This is a genomic window from Geobacillus sp. LEMMY01, assembly GCF_002042905.1.
Classification (GTDB): domain Bacteria; phylum Bacillota; class Bacilli; order Bacillales; family Anoxybacillaceae; genus Geobacillus; species Geobacillus proteiniphilus.
The window spans coordinates 1-21,822 of record NZ_MVKA01000004.1 but is presented as its reverse complement, the minus strand read 5'-3'; the positions used below and the strand labels follow the sequence as shown (position 1 = coordinate 21,822).

General features: G+C 47.3%; 18 protein-coding genes and 3 pseudogenes. 6 read left to right on the top strand and 15 right to left on the bottom strand.

Translation table 11 applies throughout. The annotated features are described in order from the left end of the window. Positions 1-4: 4 nt before the first annotated feature. The 10 genes and pseudogenes from B1A75_RS03275 to B1A75_RS03230 all read right to left on the bottom strand — a co-directional run bounded on the left by B1A75_RS03275 (position 5) and on the right by B1A75_RS03230 (position 8,202). Positions 5-1,210 (bottom strand): ATP-grasp domain-containing protein, encoded by a 1,206-nt coding sequence (locus tag B1A75_RS03275; protein WP_063857349.1) that lies wholly within the window; start codon positions 1,208-1,210, stop codon positions 5-7. Positions 1,211-1,225: 15 nt separating this feature from the next. Then, positions 1,226-1,816 (bottom strand): O-methyltransferase, encoded by a 591-nt coding sequence (locus tag B1A75_RS03270; protein ID WP_063166170.1) that lies wholly within the window; start codon positions 1,814-1,816, stop codon positions 1,226-1,228. Between the two features lie 163 nt (positions 1,817-1,979). Next, positions 1,980-2,744, bottom strand: a complete 765-nt coding sequence (locus B1A75_RS03265) for a ferritin-like domain-containing protein (RefSeq protein WP_063166171.1) — start codon at positions 2,742-2,744, stop codon at positions 1,980-1,982. 503 nt (positions 2,745-3,247) lie between these two features. Then, positions 3,248-4,126, bottom strand: coding sequence for an IS982 family transposase (locus B1A75_RS03260; RefSeq protein ID WP_033025756.1), 879 nt, complete (start codon positions 4,124-4,126; stop codon positions 3,248-3,250). A gap of 320 nt (positions 4,127-4,446) precedes the next feature. Next, complete coding sequence (locus B1A75_RS20615) at positions 4,447-4,596, bottom strand: VOC family protein (protein ID WP_368483953.1); 150 nt, start codon at positions 4,594-4,596, stop codon at positions 4,447-4,449. Positions 4,597-4,691: 95 nt separating this feature from the next. Then, a pseudogene (locus tag B1A75_RS03250) lies at positions 4,692-5,417 on the bottom strand (cation diffusion facilitator family transporter); the annotation flags it as partial. 17 nt (positions 5,418-5,434) lie between these two features. Beyond that, entirely contained in the window at positions 5,435-5,743 is a 309-nt protein-coding gene (locus B1A75_RS03245) for an ArsR/SmtB family transcription factor (protein ID WP_011230902.1), read from the bottom strand. A gap of 191 nt (positions 5,744-5,934) precedes the next feature. Next, positions 5,935-6,252: a YbjQ family protein gene (locus B1A75_RS03240; RefSeq protein ID WP_011230901.1), complete on the bottom strand. Its 318-nt coding sequence runs from the start codon at positions 6,250-6,252 to the stop codon at positions 5,935-5,937. A 67-nt stretch (positions 6,253-6,319) separates the two neighbouring features. Further along, a complete protein-coding gene (locus B1A75_RS03235) occupies positions 6,320-6,790 on the bottom strand; it encodes a DUF2935 domain-containing protein (protein WP_079935736.1) in 471 nt (156 codons plus the stop codon). A gap of 200 nt (positions 6,791-6,990) precedes the next feature. Next, a complete protein-coding gene (locus tag B1A75_RS03230) occupies positions 6,991-8,202 on the bottom strand; it encodes an acyl-CoA dehydrogenase family protein (protein WP_079935735.1) in 1,212 nt (403 codons plus the stop codon). A 135-nt stretch (positions 8,203-8,337) separates the two neighbouring features. On the opposite strand from B1A75_RS03230, the gene B1A75_RS03225 reads away from it, so the two are divergent. The 4 genes from B1A75_RS03225 (at position 8,338) to B1A75_RS03210 (ending at position 13,858) form a co-directional block, all read left to right on the top strand. Next, the gene (locus tag B1A75_RS03225; RefSeq protein WP_254866595.1) at positions 8,338-9,777 is read left to right on the top strand and encodes a sigma-54 interaction domain-containing protein; all 1,440 of its coding nucleotides are present in this window, start codon (positions 8,338-8,340) and stop codon (positions 9,775-9,777) included. A 172-nt stretch (positions 9,778-9,949) separates the two neighbouring features. Further along, positions 9,950-10,723, top strand: a complete 774-nt coding sequence (locus B1A75_RS03220) for an SDR family NAD(P)-dependent oxidoreductase (protein ID WP_079935734.1) — start codon at positions 9,950-9,952, stop codon at positions 10,721-10,723. 19 nt (positions 10,724-10,742) lie between these two features. Further along, positions 10,743-12,344 (top strand): class I adenylate-forming enzyme family protein, encoded by a 1,602-nt coding sequence (locus B1A75_RS03215; protein ID WP_079935733.1) that lies wholly within the window; start codon positions 10,743-10,745, stop codon positions 12,342-12,344. A 146-nt stretch (positions 12,345-12,490) separates the two neighbouring features. Then, complete coding sequence (locus B1A75_RS03210; RefSeq protein ID WP_062898558.1) at positions 12,491-13,858, top strand: short-chain fatty acid transporter; 1,368 nt, start codon at positions 12,491-12,493, stop codon at positions 13,856-13,858. Positions 13,859-13,974: 116 nt separating this feature from the next. Here B1A75_RS03210 and B1A75_RS03205 read toward each other — a convergent pair. Next, positions 13,975-14,124, bottom strand: a pseudogene (locus tag B1A75_RS03205) (DUF975 family protein); the annotation flags it as partial. A 168-nt stretch (positions 14,125-14,292) separates the two neighbouring features. Here B1A75_RS03205 and B1A75_RS03200 point away from each other — a divergent pair. Beyond that, positions 14,293-15,132, top strand: coding sequence for an MBL fold metallo-hydrolase (locus B1A75_RS03200; RefSeq protein ID WP_079935731.1), 840 nt, complete (start codon positions 14,293-14,295; stop codon positions 15,130-15,132). A 182-nt stretch (positions 15,133-15,314) separates the two neighbouring features. Here B1A75_RS03200 and B1A75_RS03195 read toward each other — a convergent pair whose 3' ends face one another. Further along, positions 15,315-17,624, bottom strand: a complete 2,310-nt coding sequence (locus tag B1A75_RS03195) for a HelD family protein (RefSeq protein WP_079935730.1) — start codon at positions 17,622-17,624, stop codon at positions 15,315-15,317. A gap of 586 nt (positions 17,625-18,210) precedes the next feature. Between B1A75_RS03195 and B1A75_RS03190 the strand changes: the two genes are divergently transcribed. After that, complete coding sequence (locus tag B1A75_RS03190; protein WP_079935729.1) at positions 18,211-19,338, top strand: NAD(P)/FAD-dependent oxidoreductase; 1,128 nt, start codon at positions 18,211-18,213, stop codon at positions 19,336-19,338. 104 nt (positions 19,339-19,442) lie between these two features. On the opposite strand, the gene B1A75_RS03185 is transcribed toward B1A75_RS03190, so the two are convergent. The 3 genes and pseudogenes from B1A75_RS03185 to B1A75_RS03175 form a co-directional block, all read right to left on the bottom strand. Beyond that, on the bottom strand, positions 19,443-19,991 hold the full coding sequence (locus tag B1A75_RS03185) for a YpiB family protein (RefSeq protein ID WP_079935728.1): 549 nt from the start codon (positions 19,989-19,991) through the stop codon (positions 19,443-19,445). Positions 19,992-20,009: 18 nt separating this feature from the next. After that, positions 20,010-21,362 carry a glycosyltransferase family 2 protein gene (locus tag B1A75_RS03180; RefSeq protein WP_079935765.1) on the bottom strand — a complete coding sequence of 451 codons (1,353 nt, stop codon included), beginning with the start codon at positions 21,360-21,362 and terminating at the stop codon, positions 20,010-20,012. A gap of 195 nt (positions 21,363-21,557) precedes the next feature. Next, positions 21,558-21,822 (bottom strand): annotated as a pseudogene (locus tag B1A75_RS03175) (IS4 family transposase); the annotation flags it as partial.

Below are 21,822 nucleotides of genomic sequence, written 5' to 3'. Positions count from 1 at the left end.
CCTTTCACACATGATGATTCTCAACATTATTTATGACAACATTTATCCTTCTTGAAGCTGCTTCTGCCCGGTTGATAGCTTCCTCAACAGTATCACCTTCAGCTACCACGTAACCAACTCGATCCAAACTACTACTCAACTCCGAAATATAGGTTCCAACTTCTTTCAACATTCTCACTTCTCTGATTCCAGCCATCGCTTTGACTGATTCAATCCCTTCAAAACGTTCAATCATCCCAATGTTTGCATTAACGTAACGGATAGCAGCTGCTTTCGATCGAGTTGCAGTTAAATCAACTGGCCTACCAAGAGCCGCTTCAACCATTATTTTATATATGTTACAACCTGTTGCGATATCTACTAACATAGGAATCCGATCGCCACCTGGACGAGTCTGGGTTTCAATGATGTGAACCCCTTTTGATGAGAGCTTTACTTCCGTGTGAGCTGGACCAAAGGTGTGACCGACGGCGTCTAACAATTCTTGCACTTCGTCGAATATTGCTGTTTTTTCTTCGTGGCTAACACGAGCCGGAACAGCATGCCCCATTTCAATGAAGTGGGGCGCTCCAGTTGTTAATTTTTCTGTGATAGCCAACAGCGTATGTCGTCCATCAATTGTCATTGTTTCAACGCTGAACTCAACCCCATCTATATACTCTTCCACCAAACATGGAAACAATATATTATTTCGAGATTTTTGCTCTTCCAACTCAGACATGTCTATGATCAGCCTGACACCTTTGCTTCCAGTTCCATCAATTGGCTTTAAAATGATAGGTCCTCCAACACTTTGAAAAAAACGAACAATCTCTTCGAAATTGTTGACAACGCTAAAACGTACAGGATTGCAGTTGGAAGCCAACATTTGCTGTCGCATTTTGTATTTATCACGGGTATTTTCTACCGCTTTAACAGGGGTATTGAGCAAACCAAACTCTTCTGCCATCTTGGACGCAGTCAATAGCGAAAATTCCGTTACGCTCAGTACCGCATCAAACGGGCGAATACGATGTAAACAGCGAATGAATTCTTCCAGATCAGGATTGTCGTTGAGCTCCATCATGTGCACGACATCAGCAATTTGTAAATCTTGAGGACGCAAACGATTTTTGTGCTGAATAAAAGTAAGGTGAATATTCTCCGCTAGTTTGGCATATTCAATTGCTTGAGTGTACCCTCCAACCATCAATACTCGTTTTATCGACATTTCGATTCCCCCGTTTCAATTAATTTTTTTATAGAAAAGTGAAATTCCTTTTCCAATTGGAACCAAGACTTCCTCATACATTCCACAAGCACGAATGATTGAAAAAAACGGAACTAAATCATCTGGATTTGGATACAATGAATTATCAACCAACAATAAACCACCAGGAACTAAAATGTCATCAATATATCTCCACCAATCAACATAATAAGTTCGGACAGCATCTAGAAAGATAACATCTTGTTTTCCTTTAAACGACTGTAAAACATCGCCGATGTTCTCGTGGATGGGGTTTATTAATGTTTCTGTTCTCGCTTTTTTAAAATGTTCCAAAGCAATGAGATATTTCTGTTCATGCCATTCCACTGTAGTTACGATACCGCCGCGCTGTCTCAGTGCTTCCGCTATCCATATGGTAGAATAGCCACAACCTGTGCCAAGCTCAAGTACAGTTGAGTAGTGACTGAGAGAGAGCAGAATATATAAAAATCGCCCTGCATCTTCACCTATAATCAGCATCTGATCCTTCTTTTCCGTTGTACGGCTGTCATGTTCGGTAGCAAATTGTTGTATGTCTTTTAAAATTAGCAATGTTCGTTCGTCCATTCATTGTTCCTCGCTTTCCAAAATGATATTCTTCTATGTATCATGAATAAGTATCATGAATAAAATAAAAATAGTGAAAACACTCGTACCTTCTCATGTAACACCATGAAAAGGAAACGAGTGTACGCTCTTTTATCCTAATTATTTGTTTGACGAGGGAACACTAGCAATAATATTTTGCAAGATAGTCCATCATACGGCTCATGTCCGTCCACGTCTCTCTGTTTGTCTGACGGAATGCCTCCTCTAGTGCTGCTTCCACTTCTTCTTGTTTTCCGTTTGCAGCCCACTCGTGCAAAAGCATACCTGTGTAGCCAACATGACGAATCTCATCGTTCAAGATCACTTTCAGAACGTCCAAGGTTTTCTCCGGCCATCCTTCTTTCACAAAGTCCGTCTTGCTTAGATAGTCAATATACAGCTTTAGACAACGCCAAGAGCGCATTTCAATTGTATGGACACGAGCAGTAAAAACAATGAGGTCTTCATGATAATCTTTTATATCGTCCCACTTTTTTAACATTTCTTCACTCTCTGCGATTTCAAGCTCACCACCCAAATCTTGAAGAAGACCTCCAAAAAGACGCGAATGTCTCTCCTCATCAAGAGCATGACGGTGCATTAACTGTTGAATTCGAGGGTCTCCGCTGCGTTCACCCATTAAATCGACACGCAGAGAACCAGATGCTTCATCGGTCGTATTCTGGTGCAACATGTGATATTTCCAATTAGGAATTTCTTTCATTAGAAAGTGGACTAAATTTTTAAACACATCTGTCTCATATGAAAGGAAGTTGTTGATCAACGAGCTCATTTTTTTAGAATAGGGGTTATTTATATCAAAATTACTATCATAATCCTTGAGTAATTGGAACAAATCTTGACGGATACTATCCGATCCGACAATAGTTTGCAGTTCATTTGCCATTAGTAAAAACCTCCTTCTAATAATAGTAGAGAGGGTTCCGTACCAAGTTCTCTTGATACGGAACCTATGAGGAAGGATTAGTCTTCCTTGCTGAATGAAGAATTCAAGCGAAGAAACTTAGGTGGAACGGCTTCTGCTGAACCCTTTGTTAACTTTAAAGAACAAAGGGTTTTTGCTCTCAATTTACTGAGATTCATACGCTCACCCCCCCTTTCAAGAAATATTATAAATAACCAAAAATTTTAAAACAAGCAAAATATTTCTACAATTATCGAGCACAATCGACACAAAAGATAGCGATTATATCAACACTGAAGTTATATTTTAATTACATTACTTAAGATAGACGAAAGGTAACTAGTGGTATTATGTCAAGAAAATAAGCCCATAAAATGAAAAAACTTTAAAATCCTACATCTGATGAGAAATAATATAAAACTACTTTTTTCTATGCAGAGTTTTACAGTTGTAACTTTATATATACCCGTGGTGCTAGTTGAGCGCTAGCGCTCAACTAGCCCGAGAACAACAAGTGAGTAAGCCAGTAAAATACCATCCAGTGCCGTTTCAAATCCAGAAACCGAGTTCGCGCGAATCTTGGTGATCCGATACGAATCGACTAAAATCGAAAACACGGTTTCCACCACTTTACGTTTTCGCTTCATCCATTGTTTCCATGCATCCGATTGGCGAATTCGCTGATTGTTTCGGACGGGCGTCCAAAACGCGACTCGGTGCTCTTCGTACAGCTTCTTTTGCAGCGTTTGGCTGATATACCCTTTGTCACCGAGGTTATACGGATGTGGAATTTGCGTCATGACGGTTTCAGCGGCCACCCGGTCGTGACAAGACGCTTCGGTGACAACATATCCCATCGGCAGCCCTTGATCAGTCACTTGAAGGTGCAGCTTCAATCCGTAGTACCATTGCTTTTTGGAAGCGCAATATCCGATGTCTGCCATCTCTTGAAATCGTTTGACGCGATGCATTCTTGCGGTATGGCACAACGGGAGCGGCAAGCTGTCAACGACGGCATAGGCATGATGTTGACCGCGTTTTGCCAGCTCATGACGGATCCATTTGATGGCGAAACCAAGCGCCCGGCAACGGCGGTTGTATCGGGAGCGTTCAAGAAACGAGCCGTTTGTGAACAAATTTCCCGTGACAAAACGATGCCATGCCCGTTCGGATGTAAAACCGAGCAGCTTTCCTAAAAGATGAATGGCGATGATGACAGCGTCCTCTTGCTTTACCAAATGGCGATTTCGACGGTGAAGATGCACCTGAATGCATGAAAGTTGGGCAGAAACAAAAACGAAAATGGCGGCATATTGCTTTTGAATCTTGGCTCGATCTGTAGTAAAATGAAAGTGCTCTTGCATGGGGATTCTCCTTTCGAATGGCAGGTCGCACTTTCATTCTACAGGAGATCCGCCAGCAAGGGCTATTTTTATGCTTGCTCAAGTTTATCTAGCACCATGGGTTATATATACATTAATGCAAGCTTATCTTCCTTAGTAATTTGTATGAAATTGTATGAAAGGACAGATGTTCTAAATACAAGTTACATCTCAGAAATGGTTAACAAAAAGTTTGGAGCGAAGAAAACCCCCCTTCTTAACAAGCTATTAATTGACATCAAAATTACATCAAAAAAGCAGGGCAATCGTCCTGCTTTTGTTGGTTTGACCATTCTTCCCCCTCAATTTTTAGGTGAAGTGATTCTTAAATAGTAACCATCTGGGTCGGTTAAGCGAAAATCTGTCATTCCCCACTCTTGCTGTTTTAGTTCTGATTCTAATTCAATTTGCATTTCACATATACGTTGATAATAACTTTGAACATCTGGAATAAAAAATTTATAATTTTTTCGTGGTCAAAATGTGGTCAAAAAAAGAGAAAGAACACTAATGAACCTCCATTTTCCGAGATTTTTTTGGATTATTACATCATCCCATCAATGCCCGAGAGCGCCGCCTTCACTTCCGCATGGTCAATCGCCGCCGGCGTTCCTTCCATTAAAATATGCACTGTCTGCTTGACTACGGCAAATGCTCCTTTTAGAATCAAAACCGCCACCGCGATGGAAATGAGCGGATCGGCCGCGTACCAATCGAACAGCCAGATGACAAGCCCTGCCGCCATCGCCCCGACCGAGCCTAACGCATCGCCGAGCACGTGCAAATACGCACTGCGGACATTGACGTTCTCTTTGACATCCCCTTTGCGCATTAACACCCAAGCGCTCACGAGATTTGCCAACAACCCAACGGCGGCCACCGCCATCATCGGCCCGCTCGCGACAGCAGGTGGATTCACAAACCTCCCAACCGCTTCCCAAATAATCCAAGCGGCAATCACCACCAACGTGACCCCGTTTACGAGCGCCGCTAAAATCTCGAACCGGTAAAATCCATACGTTCTCTTCGGCGACGCGGGCTTCGCCGCCAGCCAAACCGCCGCCAGGCTTAACAGAAGCGAAATGGCATCACTCAGCATATGCCCCGAATCCGAAAGAAGAGCAAGGCTGTTCGTCACAAGCCCGCCGACAAACTCGAGCACCATGATCCCGATCGTTACACCGAGGGCAATCGCCAGCCCTTTTTGATTTCCTTCTCTGCCGTGATGATGCCCGTGATGGTGATCGCAATGGCCGTGCGCGTGATGATGCATCCATCTTCTCTCCTTATTTATTGGTGTTGTGCGTGATCAATCGCCTGCTTTAGCAACGAAATGACATGTTCGTCATCACATGAGTAAACCAACATCTTCCCCTCACGGCGATATTTCACAAGCCGCAACGTCCGAAGCAGCGCCAACTGATGGGAAACCGCCGATTGCGACATGCCGAGCACTTCCGCAATATGACCTACATGGCATTCTTCCTGCGACAACAAATACAACATCTTCATCCGAGTCGGATCCGCTAGGGCTTTAAAGATCCGTGACACTTCCTCAATCACACTTTCATCTAAAAACGAATGATCCTCTGCGTTCATGGCTGTTCCCTCACATTTTAATATATGAGCATTTGTTCATATATGTGAATCATAAACCGCTTTTTTTCTTCTGTCAATCCTATTTCAAGCTGCAAAACCCCATCAGCATCAACAGCCGATGTACTGACACCTCCACAACGGCAGCCAGCAAAGCAAAAAAAGCAGGGGCCGATAGACCCGCTGCTTTCCCATTACGATTTCAGCCGCACCGCCGTCCCAGTCGCAATGCACATCATCATGCCGTCGCGCAACGTTTCAAAATCGAGATCCACCCCGATGACGGCGTTGGCGCCAAGGCTTCTCGCCTTATTGACCATCTCCTTGATCGCCATCTCCCGCCCTTCGGCCAGCTTGCTTTCATACGTTCCGCTCCGCCCGCCGATGATGTCGGTGATGCTGGCGAGAAAATCACGGACGACATTGGCGCCCAAAATGACCTCTCCCGCTACGATGCCCAAATACTCTTCAATTTCTTTTCCCTCAATGGTATTGGTGGTCGTGACAATCACAGCTATGTCCCCCTCGTGGCTCATCATAATAGGTGGAAGCACCCAATTCCATTATACTACATTGCATCTATGACGTCGCCGATGAATCTGTCCGCAGTGCAGCCAATGCCGAATGAGTACCGTACAGCAACAACTGCGCGATGCCGACAAAATACTCCGATTCGCGAATGATGTGATCGAGCACCACCTTGGCGGTCGGGTTTTGGCTGACGGCTTTGCTGCGGGTTTTGATTTGCCGGCATAATTCGATGAACTGAAGGCTCTGCTCTAGGCAGTACGACACAAAATGGAGCACTTGTTGATGCAGTTGTTCAGGAACATAATGGCCGGCCCGAACCACCGATTCGATATAACGGACCGCGTGCTGATGCGTAGCCGAAAGCGCCTCCTCCCATTTTTTCAACGCTTCTACATATGGCGCTTCCAATCCAGACGCAAGCTCGCGAATGACGACCGTATGTTCTTCCTCTTGGTGCTTCCAGAATTCAATCTCATCCAAAACGCGCAGCGGCATGTGTAGGCCATAATAAAACTGCACGCTCTTCCCTCCCGATTTTTATCTCCCTTTCCTTCCATATGTATGGGCAAAAAAGGCAGTCAATGCCACAAAAATAGCGAAGCAGTCTATGAAGCAGCTGCTTCGCCGGAATGTTTACCGTATCCCAGGCGCTGAAAACTTCAGCGAATAAGGAATCTCCCGCAGCGCCGGTTGCGGGAGATGTTGGTGTTATGCCCCAATCACGCTTGCGGGACGCCAACACGTTTGCCTTCATTTTGTTCAAACTCTTTGATTATCGAACGAGCCACGACCATGCGGTGAACTTCATCTGGACCGTCGTAAATCCGCGCCGTTCGGGCTTCGCGGTAAAACCCCTCAAGCGGTGTATCCCCGGTCACGCCAAGGGCGCCGTGCACTTGAATCGCCCGATCAATCACATCATGGAGCACTTTGGCGCCGAAAAACTTAATGGCGGAAACTTCTTTTTTCGCCTCGTAACCGTTGTCCATCATCCACGCCGCCTTCAGCGTCATAAGACGGAACGCCTCAATTTCAACTGCCGAATCGGCGATAAAGTTTTGGATCGTCTGATAATCCGCCAGCCGCTTCCCGCGCGTTTCTCGCTTTAAGGAATAGCTGATCATTAAGTCTAAACTTCGTTGGGCGATGCCGATCCAGCGCATCGCATGAGTGATGCGACCTGTCTTTAGTCGCAACTGCGCCAGCTCCAATCCCATTCCCTGCGGCCCTAACAGATTTTCTTTGGGGATGCGGCAATTCGTATACCGCACTTCGCAATGGCCGCCAGTGAAATGATCGCCGATGACAGGAAGCTCGCGGACGATTTCAAACCCAGGGTTATCATGCTCGACGATAAATAAGCTGAACTGCCGATGGGGTGGAGCACTCGGGTCGGTCTTGGCAACCACAATGGAAAAACTCGAACCGACCGCTCCCGTCGTAAACCATTTATGCGCATTGATGACCCATTCGTCCCCATCAAGCACAGCCGTGGCGCGAAGCAGCTTCGGATCCGACCCGGATACTTCCGGTTCGGTCATGGCAAAACAAGAACGGATATCCCCGTTGACGAGCGGATACAAATATCTCTGCTTTTGCTCTTCTGTTCCGGCGTGCCACAATATCTCAGCATTTCCTGCATCCGGCGCCATGCAGCCAAACACATAAGGACCGGCCGGGCTCCGCCCCGTGATTTCCGACAACAGCGCCAGCGAAACAAGGCCCAGCCCCGCGCCGCCTGCCTCTTTCGGCATATGGGCCGCCCATAGCCCCATCTCTTTCACCTTTTGTTGGAGAGGCTTCAATATTTCCTCAGGCAGCCCCCGATGCGGGACGATATATCGCTCGTTCGGGTATACGAACTCTTCCATAAAAGTGCTGGCTTTTTCCATCATCTCTTGTTGTTCTGGCGATGGATGGAAGCTGTACATCGTTTCCACTCCTTCCTTTTTTCCTCTATGGCACGCATGTTTCATGCCAATAAACGCTACTCTTTCGGACAGACAAAAGCGATGAAAAATTTCATCAAAACAGTTATAATATTGTAAAAGTTAAGATAATTATGTTTGATTGGAGGGATTGTTATTACCACACTCGAACAACTGCAAACTCGCATTCAGGAACTCAACGCCGTCATCCGCGAGCTGCAGAAGAAAGCTGCGCTGTACGAAGGGGTGATCAATGCCAGCTATGACCCGATCTTTATCGCCGATAAGCATGGCTATGGAATCAAAATGAACGAGGCATACACTCGGGTGACTGGCATCACGGAAGATCAGCTCATCGGCCGCCATTTGAAAGACGTCGTCCAAGACGGCATCATATCGGAGTCCGTCTCGCTAAAAGTACTACAGGAAAAACGGCGGGTGACGATCATCCAGCACGTCAACGGAAAAGACTTGCTCGTGACTGGAAATCCGATTTTTGACGAAGACGGCGATGTATCCTATGTGGTGACGAACTTGCGGGATATATCGGCGCTGAAAATGTTAGAGCAGGAATTGATGCGGACGAAAGCGTTGGCTGACCAATACCTGCAAGAGATCAAAGTGTACCAACGCCGTGAGGATATCATTCGCCATGAGGGGGTCATCGCCCATAGCCGCCAAATGTTGCACGTCCTTCATTTGGCACAAAAAATTGCTCCTTTCAACTCGACCGTGCTATTGCTCGGAGAATCGGGTGTCGGCAAGGAAGTGATCGCCAATTTGATTCAAAAGTGGAGCCCGCGTTCCGATAAACCTTTTATTAAAGTCAACTGTGCTGCTATTCCAAAAGAGCTGATTGAATCCGAACTGTTCGGATACGAAAAAGGCGCGTTCACTGGAGCAGACAGCCGAGGGCGTCCAGGCTTGTTCGAACAGGCGCACACTGGGACGATTTTCCTCGATGAAATCGGGGAAATGCCGCTTTCACTTCAAGGAAAACTGCTGAGAGTGCTTCAGGAGTTCGAAGTGACGCGAATCGGCGGGCGGCAGACGATCAAAATTGACGTGCGCGTCATATCGGCGACCAATCAAGATTTGGAGTCTCTCGTCAAACAGGGGAAGTTTCGCGAAGACTTGTACTATCGTCTGAACATTATCCCGATTCACATTCCGCCGCTGCGGGAACGCCAAGAAGACATTCCTTTGCTCGCCCATTATTTTTTAGAGCGAGCTAATCAAAAATACCGCCTCAATAAACAATTCACCGATGATGCACTGCTAGCGATGAAGTCGTATGCATGGCCAGGGAATGTCCGGGAAATGCAGAACTTAATCGAACGGCTCGTCATTACAACGGAAACCGATCATATCACGGCCATACACTTGCCTTTTTCCCATTCCTCCTCATCATTGGAGATGAAACAAGCGTCAAAAACGATGAAAGACATGGTCCGCAATCTGGAACGAGAACTGATTTTGAAAGCGATTTCCGAATACAAGACGACAAGAAAAGCAGCTCAGGCGCTCGGCATCAGCCAATCCGCCTTGGTAAAAAAAATGCAACGGCTCGGCATTTGAACGGATTGATTCGTTTTTTCATCATTGATTCCGTACAGAATCACCTTTTGGCTAGCACGAACTGAAAATGTAACAATTTTGCGAACTTTCCTATTCCCTTGTTTATTGGCATGAAAATTGCTTATACATAGACGAAGACTGATATTCCTAATGATGGAAAGAGGTGTCGTTGATGGATGCAAGACGCTTCCCTTCCTTTCGGCTTGACGGAAAAGTCGCCCTTGTCACCGGCGGTAGCAGAGGAATCGGGTTAGCCATGGCATGCGCCTTGGCGGTTCATGGGGCCGATGTCGTGATCGCCAGCCGGAAGGCGGTCGATTTGAAAAAGGCGACCGAAGACATGGCCGGCCAAGGAATCTCACTTTCTTGGGTTCAAGCGGATGTCACCGACAAAGAAAGCGTTCAGCACATGGTCAATTGCGTCGTCGAGCAGCACGGCCGTCTCGATATTTTGGTGAACAACGCTGGCATGAACATCCGCAAGCCGCTCATTGACATTGAGGAAGACGATTGGAACCAAGTGTTAAACACCAACTTAAAAGGCATCTTCCTCGTCGGCCAGGCAGCTGCCAAACAGATGATCCAACAGCGGAGCGGAAAAATTATTAACATTTCGTCCATTTTCGGCGGCGTCGGCATGCCGTTTCAAACGAGCTACGCCGCCAGCAAAGGCGGCATCAACCAGTTGACAAAGGTTTGGGCGAGTGAACTCGCTCCATACAATATCAACGTCAACGCCATCGCCCCGGCTTATATTCGGACGCCAATGACGAGCGCCTGGCTTGAGGATGAGGAACGGTATCGGGACATTGTCAAGAGCACGATGCTCAATCGCGTTGGCGAACCAGAGGATGTGGCGGGGCCCGTTGTCTTTCTCGCCTCTGACGCCGCCAATTACATTACCGGACACATTTTATACGTGGACGGCGGCTGGACGGCCAAATAACATCATCAGGGGGGATTCCATGATCGCGGAAGGGCGTTTATACGGACGGTCGGTCAAGTTGTACTCCAAACGGCCGGCAAACGTTTACGAAATGCTCGCACGTTCGGCCGCGCAGTTCCCAAACAGGGAAGCGCTCGTCAAAGGCGGCACGCGGCTCAGTTATGCCGAACTGAAGCAACTTGTTGACAGAACAGCTGCCTGCCTCAGTGAAAACCAAGTGAAAAAAGGCGACCGCATCGCCATATTGCTTGGTAATGACATCGAATTTGTGCTAACCGCATTGGCGTGCGCCAAAATTGGGGCCATGTTTGTACCGCTGAACACGAAGCTCACCTCCAACGACCTGATTTACATGATGACAGATGCTGGGGTGAACATGCTCATCACGAACCGTGAGCTCGTCAAATCGCTTGAAAACTGGCTCATCCATCATTCAGCGGCTCCCTGCTGTTACTTGACCGATGGCCGCGAGCCCGACAAACGCCTGTATTCGTTTCATGAAGACTTGCTTGGCCATGCCAGAGGGGAAGAGCAGCCATTCTCTCCTCCGCATGAGACAGATCCGCTCTATATCATGTACACATCCGGAACAACCGGGCGGCCAAAAGGAGCAGTGGGCAGCCATGTGAACGCCATCCATAGCTGTTTAAGCTATCAGACGGTTATGCAGACCGACCATACGGTGCGCACACTTGTCGCCGTCCCGCTGTTTCATGTCACCGGCTTGATTGGCCAACTGCTCCATATGATGCTTGTCGGCGGTACGGTCGTTCTGATGGAACGCTACCAGACAGAAGCCGCCATCCGGCTAATCCTGCAAGAACGGATCACCTTTTTGTTCAATGTGCCGACAATGTACATCATGATGATGTCGCACCCGTCGTTTCACGCATCCTCGTATGACTTTGTGCGCATCGTCGCCTATGGCGGGGCTCCGATGTCCAAAGAAACGATCAGTCAGTTGAGGAACTGTTTTCCGAATGCATGTCTACACAACGCCTACGGGGCAACAGAAACAACCTCGCCAACAACGATCATGCCCAAACCATACCCAGATGATAAAACGGACTCTGTCGGCGTACCGGTGCCTGTCGCCGATGTCAAAGTCATCGCGGAAAACGGCGAACCCGCCAAGCCGGGAGAAGCCGGCGAGCTGTACATTAAAGGCCCTATGGTCATTAAAGAATATTGGAACCGCCCGGAAGCGAACCGCTCATCTTTCACTGAAGACGGGTACTGGAAATCCGGCGACATCGCCCGCATCGATGAAGACGGATTTGTGTACATCCTCGATCGAAAAAAAGACATCATCAACCGCGGTGGGGAAAAAATCTATTCAGTCGAGGTTGAAAATGTTCTCTACGCTCACCCGAAAGTGCTCGAAGCAGCGGTCGTCGGGGTGAAAGACCCGATATTCGGAGAAGAGGTAAAAGCCTACATTGTCCCCAAATCCGGTGAATCTCCGACAGCCGATGAGATTATCGCCTTTACCCGCGAGCGGCTTCCGAAATTCAAGACGCCAAAGCAAGTCGAATTCCTTGACCAACTCCCACGCAATCCAGGAGGGAAAATTTTAAAAAACAAACTGATCGAAATGTCGATGACGAATCAACGACAATGATCAAGATCGCAAGCGTGGAAGGACGGTTGTTTTGAAAGCGTTGTCAATTTTCCTGTTTGAACCCGCTGTTCCTCCCTTATATGCGCGCTGCCATGAGTCATAAAGGGAGGACTGGGACATAAAATCTGTCGAGGAGGCTGACGCGTATGGAAGCAAAAGTGCAGACAAACATGTCTATGGAAAAACAAGAAAACAATTTGATCGCGAAACTGGCGCTTTTTTTCGCCAAAATCGCCGAGCGCTGGCTGCCAGACTCTTTCGTCTTCGCCGTTGTTCTCACATTTGTGACGTTTCTAGGCGGCCTATTGATTAATGGAAAAAGTCCGATCGAAATGATCACATATTGGGGCGACGGACTCTGGGGATTGCTCGCCTTCACCGCCCAAGTCATTACCACGTTTGTCATGAGCTATGCCTTGGCGTTGACGAAACCCGTCTCGCGATTGCTTGAAAAAATCGCCGGGAAATGCCATACGCCCAATTCCGCCATCCTGCTCGTCACTTTTACATCGCTGGCCGCTTCATTCATCAGCTGGGCGTTCGGCCTCGTCGTGGCCGGCATCATCGCCAAGCTCGTGGCGAAAAAGGTGCGTGACGTCGACTATCGCGTCCTTGTCGCCGCCGGGTATTCTGGATTTGTCATTTGGCAAGGCGGCTTGTCATCTTCCGCCGCTCTGTTCGTCGCCACCAAAGGACATGTGTTTGAAGACCAAATCGGTGTCATCCCAACGTCGGAAACGATTTTCTCAATGGTGAATATGGCGATTATTCTCGTCGTCTTCTTTACACTGCCCTTCATTATGAAACTCATTCACCCGGCCAAAAAAGAAGATCGTTTTCTCATCGATCCGAACTTGCTAGAAGATTCGATCGATGAACCACAGGAACAATCGAACTTCATCAACGACAAAATTGAAAAAAGCCGCCTCATTACGGTAGCAGCCGGCATTCTTGGATTGATTTATTTAATCATCCACTTTTCGAAAAACGGATTTTCTCTCGATCTGAACACCGTCAACTTGATGTTTTTAACGCTCGCTTTGTTGCTGTTTGGAAACGTGCGTGAACTCGGAATCGGCCTTGTCAAATCATCCAACAGCGTCAGCCAAATTATTTTGCAATACCCGTTTTACGCCGGCATTATGGGCATGATGTCCTCATCCGGGTTGGCTCAATGGCTATCCGACGTCTTCACGAAATTTTCAACGAGCGAAACGCTGCCGTTGTTCACCTTCTGGTCAGCCGGATTTTTAAACTTATTCATCCCGTCTGGTGGCGGCCAATGGGTCGTGCAGGCGCCGATCGCCCTTCCTGCAGCCCTTGAGATGGGCGTGGATCCAGCCAAAATGGTGATGGCCGTCGCCTGGGGCGAATGGAGCAACATGATCCAACCGTTTTGGGCTATCCCGCTCCTTGCCATTGCCGGCCTACGCATTCGCGACATTATGGGCTTTACAACGATCACCTTCCTTTACGTCGGCATTGTTGCTTCCGTCTTTTTGTACGTGCTTTAACCAAACAACGGCCCGCAGCCAACCTATTGAACTGGCTGCGGGCAACATTTTTCATCCTTTAAAGAAATTCCCCTTTCTAGCGGATAGTTTTTTCCAAGAATCGAAACTATTATGGTCTATTCCTGCACACGAATAAACTCATCATAAAAAGCCGCCAGCGACGTGTACACATAAGGAATCAGCCATAACAACCCGATGCCGAGCGTCAGAAGGGATAAAATCCCCCAGCCGAGAAAACTCAAATAAAGCAAAAAAAGCTTCCATTTACTATTAACGCCTTCCCCGTCATTCTAACGAACCGGAAATGTTGATAGAGCGCTCATTCCCCGTAAAAGAAGGGATACACAACGATTGGTGATTGAACAAAAATGAATGAACACTCATTCTTTATGGTATAATGAACACAACCACTTTTGCGGCAAGGAGGTTCCCCTATGTGGCTCGATAAAGTGATCAAAAAGCGGTTTGAAACCGAGACGGCGCAAAACGTACTCATCGCCAAAGGAACGGCGATGTTTCAAGGCGTCCGTCTTACCGTCCGCTGCTTTGTCATCGATGGGGTGCTGATTGACACCGGCGCAAAATCGATGGAAAACGAATTTACTTCGTTTTTCCAACAACAAGACATCGACCAAGTCGTCATCACTCATTTTCACGAAGACCATACCGGCTGCGCAGCGTTTTTGCAGCGAAAGATGGGCCTGCCCATCTATATGAACGAACTGATGATCCATTATTGCCAGCAAAAGGCGGACTATCCGCTCTATCGAAAAGTGTTTTGGGGAAAGCGCGATCCATTCACCGCCAAGCCCATCGGCGCGACGTTTTCCTCGCGAAGCGCAACGTGGGACGTCATCCCGACGCCAGGCCATTCAATCGACCATGTGGCGTTTTTGAACCGCGAAACCGGCCAGCTGTTCAGCGGCGACTTGTACTGCCAAGAGAAAACGAAAGTCATCTTGCGCGAAGAAAACATCCCGGCGATCATCACTTCCTTGCAACACGTGTTGACGTACGATTTCGGCGACGTCTTCTGCGCCCATGCGGGCTATCTCCCGAACGGGCGCGAAGCCTTGCAGCGGAAGCTTGACTATTTGCTTGAACTGCAAGGGACGATCATCGATTTATACGAAAAAGGAACACCGCCCAAACAAATCCAGGCCCTTTTGTTTCCGAAAAAATACCCGATCGTCTTTTTCTCGGGTGGAGAATGGGACTCGCTCCATATCGTCCGGTCGGTCATTCAGGAATACGAGACGAAACAAGCGAGCTGAGGCGGGGCTGCTCCAGGCGTCTGTCAGGCAGCCTTGGGGCTAGCCCTTTTTTTCTTGTTTTTCTCGCCGTTTTTGCCATCCTTTCGCCCCGGCGGCTTTCGTTGGCGATGCAGAACGGTATAAAACACGGCCTGCCTTTTGCTATCGGCAGGCGTCCTCATCGAACATTCCAGCCCTTCCTCTTACAAAATGTCATCAAACTTCGCCGTTGCTTTCGGTTTCGGCTTCACTGCCCCTTTGAACAGCTGGGAAGGCGCATGCTGATAAAACACTTTTAACTCATGCTGAGCGCGAGTGACTAAAACGTAAAGCAGCCTCGCGTGTAAATCATCTTTCGGAAACTGCTCCTCATTGACATTCACCAACATTACCGCGTCAAATTCCATCCCCTTGCTATGATAAGAGGTCAAAACGGAAATCGATTGTTTCGGGACTTCCTTATCCGGATGAATATAGGCGACATCACTTTTGTATTCTTGTTGCAAATATTGAGCCAATTTGATTGCTCGTTGTTCATCTTTATGGACGATGGCAATCCGCTTATATCGCTTCCGCCATGCTTGAATGGTCGAAACAATCGCCTTCATGAGTTCCTCGCCAGATTGAACTTCTTCAAACTGGACAGCAGCTCCGCTCCTATTGAGCGCGGTGATAGGCTGATGCGCCCCACCGTACGCATTCGTCAGCACGGTATTAGCCACTTCAATAATTTGTTTTGTAGAGCGATAGCTTGTTTCCAGCGTTAAAATTGTATCCCGATCAGGCTCAAAAAGGGAATTCATCAAACGTCCCCAGTCGTCTTGACCATATCCCCTATAAATCGACTGATCCTTATCTCCTAATATGGTCATCGTTTTGGTCAATTTCTTAAGGACGGCAAAGTGTAAATAACTAAAATCTTGCGCTTCATCCACGACAATGTGAGCGTACTGAACCGGGCTGCCATATAGCAACAAGTAAATGTACAGCAACGGCGGCAGGTCAAAGTACGTAATTTTTTCGATCGCATAATTCTGAAACAACTTTGGAATGTCTGCTCCAATTTCATGCTGAAAAGTTTTCAGCACCTCATGGGTTAGCACTTGTTTATAGATCGACAGCGGATCTGGCGCCGCCATTTTTTCTTTCCATAAAGATAGGGACTTTTCAAACTCCTTTTTTAACTGATGAACTTTATATTGATGAATCTCTTTCATTTTTTGCCGCAACCTGCGATGCTCTTCTTCTGTTAACCCCCCATTGTCCAAAAACCGTTCTGCTGCATGGTATTCGCTTGTCACATCAGCGATTTTCGCCTGCAAGATGTCTTTAAAATATCTTTCTACATGCTGGAGAAAGTGCTCTACTTTTTGGGCAAACGGGAGATAGTTGTATCCGTTAAATATTTCCTTTAGCTTTGCTTTATCCAAGTACGCGTCCAAAATCGAAATCGATTGCATTCTCTGCTCATATTGTTTTTTCATTTCTTCGACAAAAATGTCAAGCACAAGGGTGAGCCGCTCTGATCCTTTGAACTTGATTCGTTCCCATTCATCGTCGGTGCTCTTCGTAAACAAAATATTTTCAAAACACCAATACGGCGATGTATCAATCGGTTCCTTGAGAATGTTGCCTAAAACGACCAATGCCAACTGCTGAAACGTCATCTGCTTAATTCCTTCCAAATTGAGCCCTGGAAGCAATCCCTGAAACGAATTGATAAACATCTTGGAAGGCCCCAAAATCAACATATTTTCCGGCTTTAGATGCCTATTATTGAACAATAAAAATGATAAGCGGTGGAGCGCTATGGAAGATTTTCCGGATCCCGCCGTTCCCTGAATGATCACATTACGATCAATCGGCTGCCTAATGACCCGGTCTTGCTCCCGTTGGATTGTGGCAATAATTTCCTTTAAGTACCCTGTCGTTTCACTTTGTGCTAAAATCTCGCGCAAAAAATCATCGACAATCGACATCTGTTCGCCTGTTTCCGTTAACGTAACATGATGATCGTCGCCTGCCCCGGCAACCTGTTGTTTCATTTTTTCAATCTTCCTATTTTTAATTATAAACTCTCTTTTCTTTCGCACATCTACCGTTATCTCTTCCTTGCGGCCTGTCTTTGGGTTCTCCACTGTATATACTTGCCTAGGCTGTTCAGGTGTAAAGTTGTAGTAAACGGAAGCAATCGGCATCCGCCAGTCGACGACGATAATATTTTCTTCCCGATCTCTAATTCCTTGTTTTCCGATATAAAATATTTCTTCACCTTCTTCAAGCGAAAAAATGTCTAGCCGTCCGAAATATGGCTCCTCTTTCGCTTTTTGCAATATTTTTTGATCTCTCACCCCTCTTCGGTACACAATTTCATCGCCTGGAGAGTTCTCGCCCCGTTTCAACATCCCCTTTTTTCTCTCCGTAATCTCCCATATGTAATAGGTATGATCTTCTATTCGTCGGATCGTCTCATCCAATTTTCGTTGCTCCAGTTGAAGTTCTTTCTCTCTCATATGATCGTTCCCCCAAAATCAGCGATGTTTCTGTTTTGACCGACCATTGCGGCGCACCATTTTTAATCTGAGGCGAATTTTAAATGTACGTTTTGTATCAACGAGTATATTGTATCAATGATTGTGAAAAAATGGCGTCGAATATTGTCTAATTTATTCGCAAGTTACAAAAAGCCCATGCAGGGCGCAGCCCGTCTTTAAACATGGGGAGAACGGATGGTTTTGGCGCAGTCAAAAGTGGTAGAATAACTGTAAACCAAGCTTCTTGAGTCGGGCGTACAGGGCGTTAAGCACCTCAGCGGTGTTTGCCCATGAAAATCTTGCGGAACAAGGATGATCTCTGCACGCAGGTGTACAAGCACCTCTTTCGTACGCAAGAACCCCGCGACTTTCGTCGTCAGGGGATTCAGAACAGTTTGACTTGGGCAATAATCTCTTCAGGCTAACGAGAGACGCCTTGGCTGAGCAAGAAGCGAAGGAAATCAGCGCCTGTTGCCGCGCCTTTCCCACTCCGGCTAACCGCTCGCGTTTTCGATCGGCGTCTTGTATGTTATGCTAATAAAAAAGACGAAAAAGGGGTTTCCGTATGAAGTCGTACATCGTCATTGGAGCTGGCATTTTAGGGGCCTCTACCGCCTATCATTTGACTAAAGAAGGGGCAAGCGTGATGATCATCGACCGCGGCGACAAAGGCCAAGCGACCGATGCGGCGGCGGGAATCGTCTGCCCTTGGCTGTCGCAGCGCCGCAACCAAAAATGGTATCGGTTAGCGAAAGGCGGGGCGAAATTTTATCCTTCCCTCATTGAAGAGCTGGAATCATACGGGGAAACGGAGACCGGTTACGCACGCGTCGGGGCTCTATGGCTGCACACGGATAAACAGAAACTAGAACAAATGGAGGAGCGCGCTCTCAAACGGCGCGAAGACGCACCGGAAATGGGAGAGATCGTGCGGCTTCATCCCCAAGAGGCGAAGGAGCTGTTTCCGCCGCTTGTCGGCGAGCATCATGCCCTTTATGTGAGCGGCGCCGCCCGAGTGAACGGTCGGGCAGTGCGAGACGCCCTCATGAACGCGGCCCAAAAGCGCGGCGCCGCCTACATCCGCGGAAACGCCCGGCTCCTGTTTGAAGGCTCCCGCATCATCGGCGTGGAAGCCGACGGATCGAAATACGCTGCTGAAGCGGTCATCATCACGGCCGGCGCCTGGGCCGGCGAGTTGTTGGAGCCGCTCGGGATCAAACTGCTCGTCACCCCACAAAAAGGGCAGCTCATTCACTTGGAACATCCGGAATACGACACATCCCATTGGCCAGTCGTCATGCCGCCGAACAATCAGTATATGCTCGCCTTCCCAAGAAGCAGAATTGTGATCGGAACCACACACGAAGATGAAGCGGGCATGGACATTCGCCCCACCGCCGGGGGAATGCACGAATTGTTGGACAAAGCGCTTGCCGTTGCGCCGGGGCTCTCCACCTGGACATATATCGAGACGCGAGTCGGATTCCGCCCACGCACACCTGGGTTTCTCCCGATCTTCGGACCGCTTCCGGGCTTTTCTGGGGTGTATATCGCCAATGGGCTCGGCTCCTCAGGTCTCACCGTCGGCCCGTATTTAGGAAAGGAGTTGGCGAAACTCGTCATCGGCCTGCCGACGGAACTCGACCCAAGCGATTATGACGCAGCAAGCGCCGTCGCACCGATCGTTCAATGAGGGGATCAGAAAAAGCAACAACGGATCTTCCACGATATAGACAACAGCCAACGCAGCGACTGATATCCCTTTCTCACCGTCAGGGCAAAGCTGACCGTGTTTTGTCAGCTTTGTCCTTCATATTTTTTCAACTGCTCCGTCAGCATTTGAAACCATTCCATATCTTTGCGGTCAAGCGCTTGATCGATTTGCATCTTCAAAATCGACACTTCATGGCGTTTCAATGCCTCGTCAAGCACTTGCTCGGCCGCTTTCGCCATTTTCTCACGGCGCTCATGCCGCCGGACGTTTTCAAACGCTTGGTGATCAATGAGCCGAAGGTACGAAAAATTCCTTGCCTTTCCTGGAAAATGAAGCGTCAAATAGAGCGGCTCGTTCGGGTGCAGCGCCAAATCGCCCATAATGGCGGCCAAACTCGTACTTTTTTGACCGCGTCGATAAAACACAAGCCCCTCTTCTTCCGCCATCGCGGTTGAGATGATGAGCCACCGCGCTTGCTTTTGCTCGGTTTCCGTAAAATGGACGTTCTCAAGCAAATGGGGGTGCTGAAGCAAATACTTGAGCACAAACCGGGCATCCGGATGCTTTAAGCGATAATTGTGCAAAAACGATGTTAAAAAATTGCGCTTTTCCAAATATGACACCCACCTCATCGCACTGTCCCCTCCTCCCTATTTCCAAACTCTCCTTAACCGAGCTAACTCTTGTATATATCCCCAAAATGACACTGGAGACATGATCATTTGGTAAAACAAGACAAAGACGACAAAACCAATTCTATTTCTTCTGATCTTGAGATCCAATTTTCGGAACACCGATCTTTGATATCGGTATAGAACCCAATACGCGATCAACGTCAGCGGCACAACCAACAACGTCATCGGGCCAACAATGTAATAATAACCGAAGAAGGCCAAAATTAATCCCGGTAACCAACATAAAGTATAGACGGTGTCTAAATAAGGGAGCAACAGATTCACCATCGTGAGGTATTTCACAAACAATTGTGGTTGCTGCCACGGTTTTACAACCTTCAACGCCTCGATCATTCCCCTTGCCCACCGAGATCGTTGTCTGCAAAAATGTACCCAAGAAACCGGAACATCCGTAAACGCCACCGCATGAGGTTCAAAGTAAATTCTCCATCCTTTTTCTAGCAAACGCCAAGAAAGGACAATATCCTCTCCAATGGCATCAGGCCAACCGCCAACTTCTCTAATTGCCTCCGTCTTATATAAGCTATATGCCCCTTGGGCCACCAAAGTTCCTTGGTATAATCCTTGCATTCGCTTAATCGAAGCAATACCAAGAAAATAATCCCATTCTTGAATTCTAGCAAGAAGGTTCTCCCGACTGTTTCTCACTAAAACAGCACCAGCTACAGCACAAACATTCACTGGAGCCGACTCTATCCTAGCAATCAAATATCTTACTGCTGATCGATGAAGCAATGTATCGGCATCTAACGTTATCATCAAATCGGTACTAACATGCTGGAGGCCTTTATTTAACGCGTGGAATTTTCCCGGTTTCTCCTCTTTCAAAATGGTAACATCCAGTCCCAATCTCATTGCCGCACGGCGCGCTTTCTCTACTGTTTGATCTGTTGAGCCATTATCAACCAATAACACACGTATTTCCCCATTGTAATCTTGCTTAGCAATATACTTTAATGTGTTCTCAATTTTATCAGCTTCATTTCTGGCTGCGATCAATATCGTTACCGCTTTGTCTGGATATTCAGTTTTCAACGGAGGCTGGCGATCAAGCAATAAACTAACAACCAAAAACGCGGTCAAATATCCGGGTATATAGGCTAAACCTGCTATAATCACTACAGAGAGCGGAAAACTTACCAAATGAGCCAAATCAAAAACCCATGGTATGGAGACATAAACGCTAAAGCACAGCCACAAAAATGCAACGATATGGCCTATTATAAATTTGTATTTAACGGGTATATAGGCTTTGGTCCTTGGTTTTATTTCAGGAGAAGACTGATTCAAAGACAAATTGGTATTCAAATGAACATCCACCTCCCAAAATGATAATCTCTTTGGAAATATCATGAATCAAAGCCTTACAACCCCTCAGATCAGAACATAAAAAACAAAGCTGCTATCGTGGAATTAACTCCTTTTGCCTATCCAACTCAAAAGTGTATGAAACAATTGTATGATAACCGTTCATAAAAAAGCAATTGAGTCCACGAGTGTTGATTATCCAAAATTAGACATACGTCTTCCATAAATTTGGGCATACTCAAACAAAGCAGCGGCCATCCCGGATTTCCAATCGAGAGGAAGCTGCCCAGAGAAAAAACGGCGAACAAACGAAATGAAGGAAAGAGAGACGTTCGTCCGTTTTTTGGTTTGATCATACAGCCATCGCAGCAACACATACGCAATGAACGCCCCAAACAGCTGATTGTATACCGCATTTTCCGTCGTGCCAAACAAGGTTKGGACATTCAGATATTGCTTT

Excerpts from the sequence above, each read along its gene's own strand:
- B1A75_RS03275 (WP_063857349.1), bottom strand. The coding sequence starts at position 1,210 with ATGTCGATAAAACGAGTATTGATGGTTGGAGGGTACACTCAAGCAATT.
- B1A75_RS03270 (WP_063166170.1), bottom strand. The coding sequence starts at position 1,816 with ATGGACGAACGAACATTGCTAATTTTAAAAGACATACAACAATTTGCT.
- B1A75_RS03265 (WP_063166171.1), bottom strand. The coding sequence starts at position 2,744 with ATGGCAAATGAACTGCAAACTATTGTCGGATCGGATAGTATCCGTCAA.
- B1A75_RS03260 (WP_033025756.1), bottom strand. The coding sequence starts at position 4,126 with ATGCAAGAGCACTTTCATTTTACTACAGATCGAGCCAAGATTCAAAAG.
- B1A75_RS03245 (WP_011230902.1), bottom strand. The coding sequence starts at position 5,743 with ATGAACGCAGAGGATCATTCGTTTTTAGATGAAAGTGTGATTGAGGAA.
- B1A75_RS03230 (WP_079935735.1), bottom strand. The coding sequence starts at position 8,202 with ATGTACAGCTTCCATCCATCGCCAGAACAACAAGAGATGATGGAAAAA.
- B1A75_RS03220 (WP_079935734.1), top strand. The coding sequence starts at position 9,950 with ATGGATGCAAGACGCTTCCCTTCCTTTCGGCTTGACGGAAAAGTCGCC.
- B1A75_RS03215 (WP_079935733.1), top strand. The coding sequence starts at position 10,743 with ATGATCGCGGAAGGGCGTTTATACGGACGGTCGGTCAAGTTGTACTCC.
- B1A75_RS03210 (WP_062898558.1), top strand. The coding sequence starts at position 12,491 with ATGGAAGCAAAAGTGCAGACAAACATGTCTATGGAAAAACAAGAAAAC.
- B1A75_RS03200 (WP_079935731.1), top strand. The coding sequence starts at position 14,293 with ATGTGGCTCGATAAAGTGATCAAAAAGCGGTTTGAAACCGAGACGGCG.
- B1A75_RS03195 (WP_079935730.1), bottom strand. The coding sequence starts at position 17,624 with ATGAGAGAGAAAGAACTTCAACTGGAGCAACGAAAATTGGATGAGACG.
- B1A75_RS03190 (WP_079935729.1), top strand. The coding sequence starts at position 18,211 with ATGAAGTCGTACATCGTCATTGGAGCTGGCATTTTAGGGGCCTCTACC.
- B1A75_RS03185 (WP_079935728.1), bottom strand. The coding sequence starts at position 19,991 with ATGAGGTGGGTGTCATATTTGGAAAAGCGCAATTTTTTAACATCGTTT.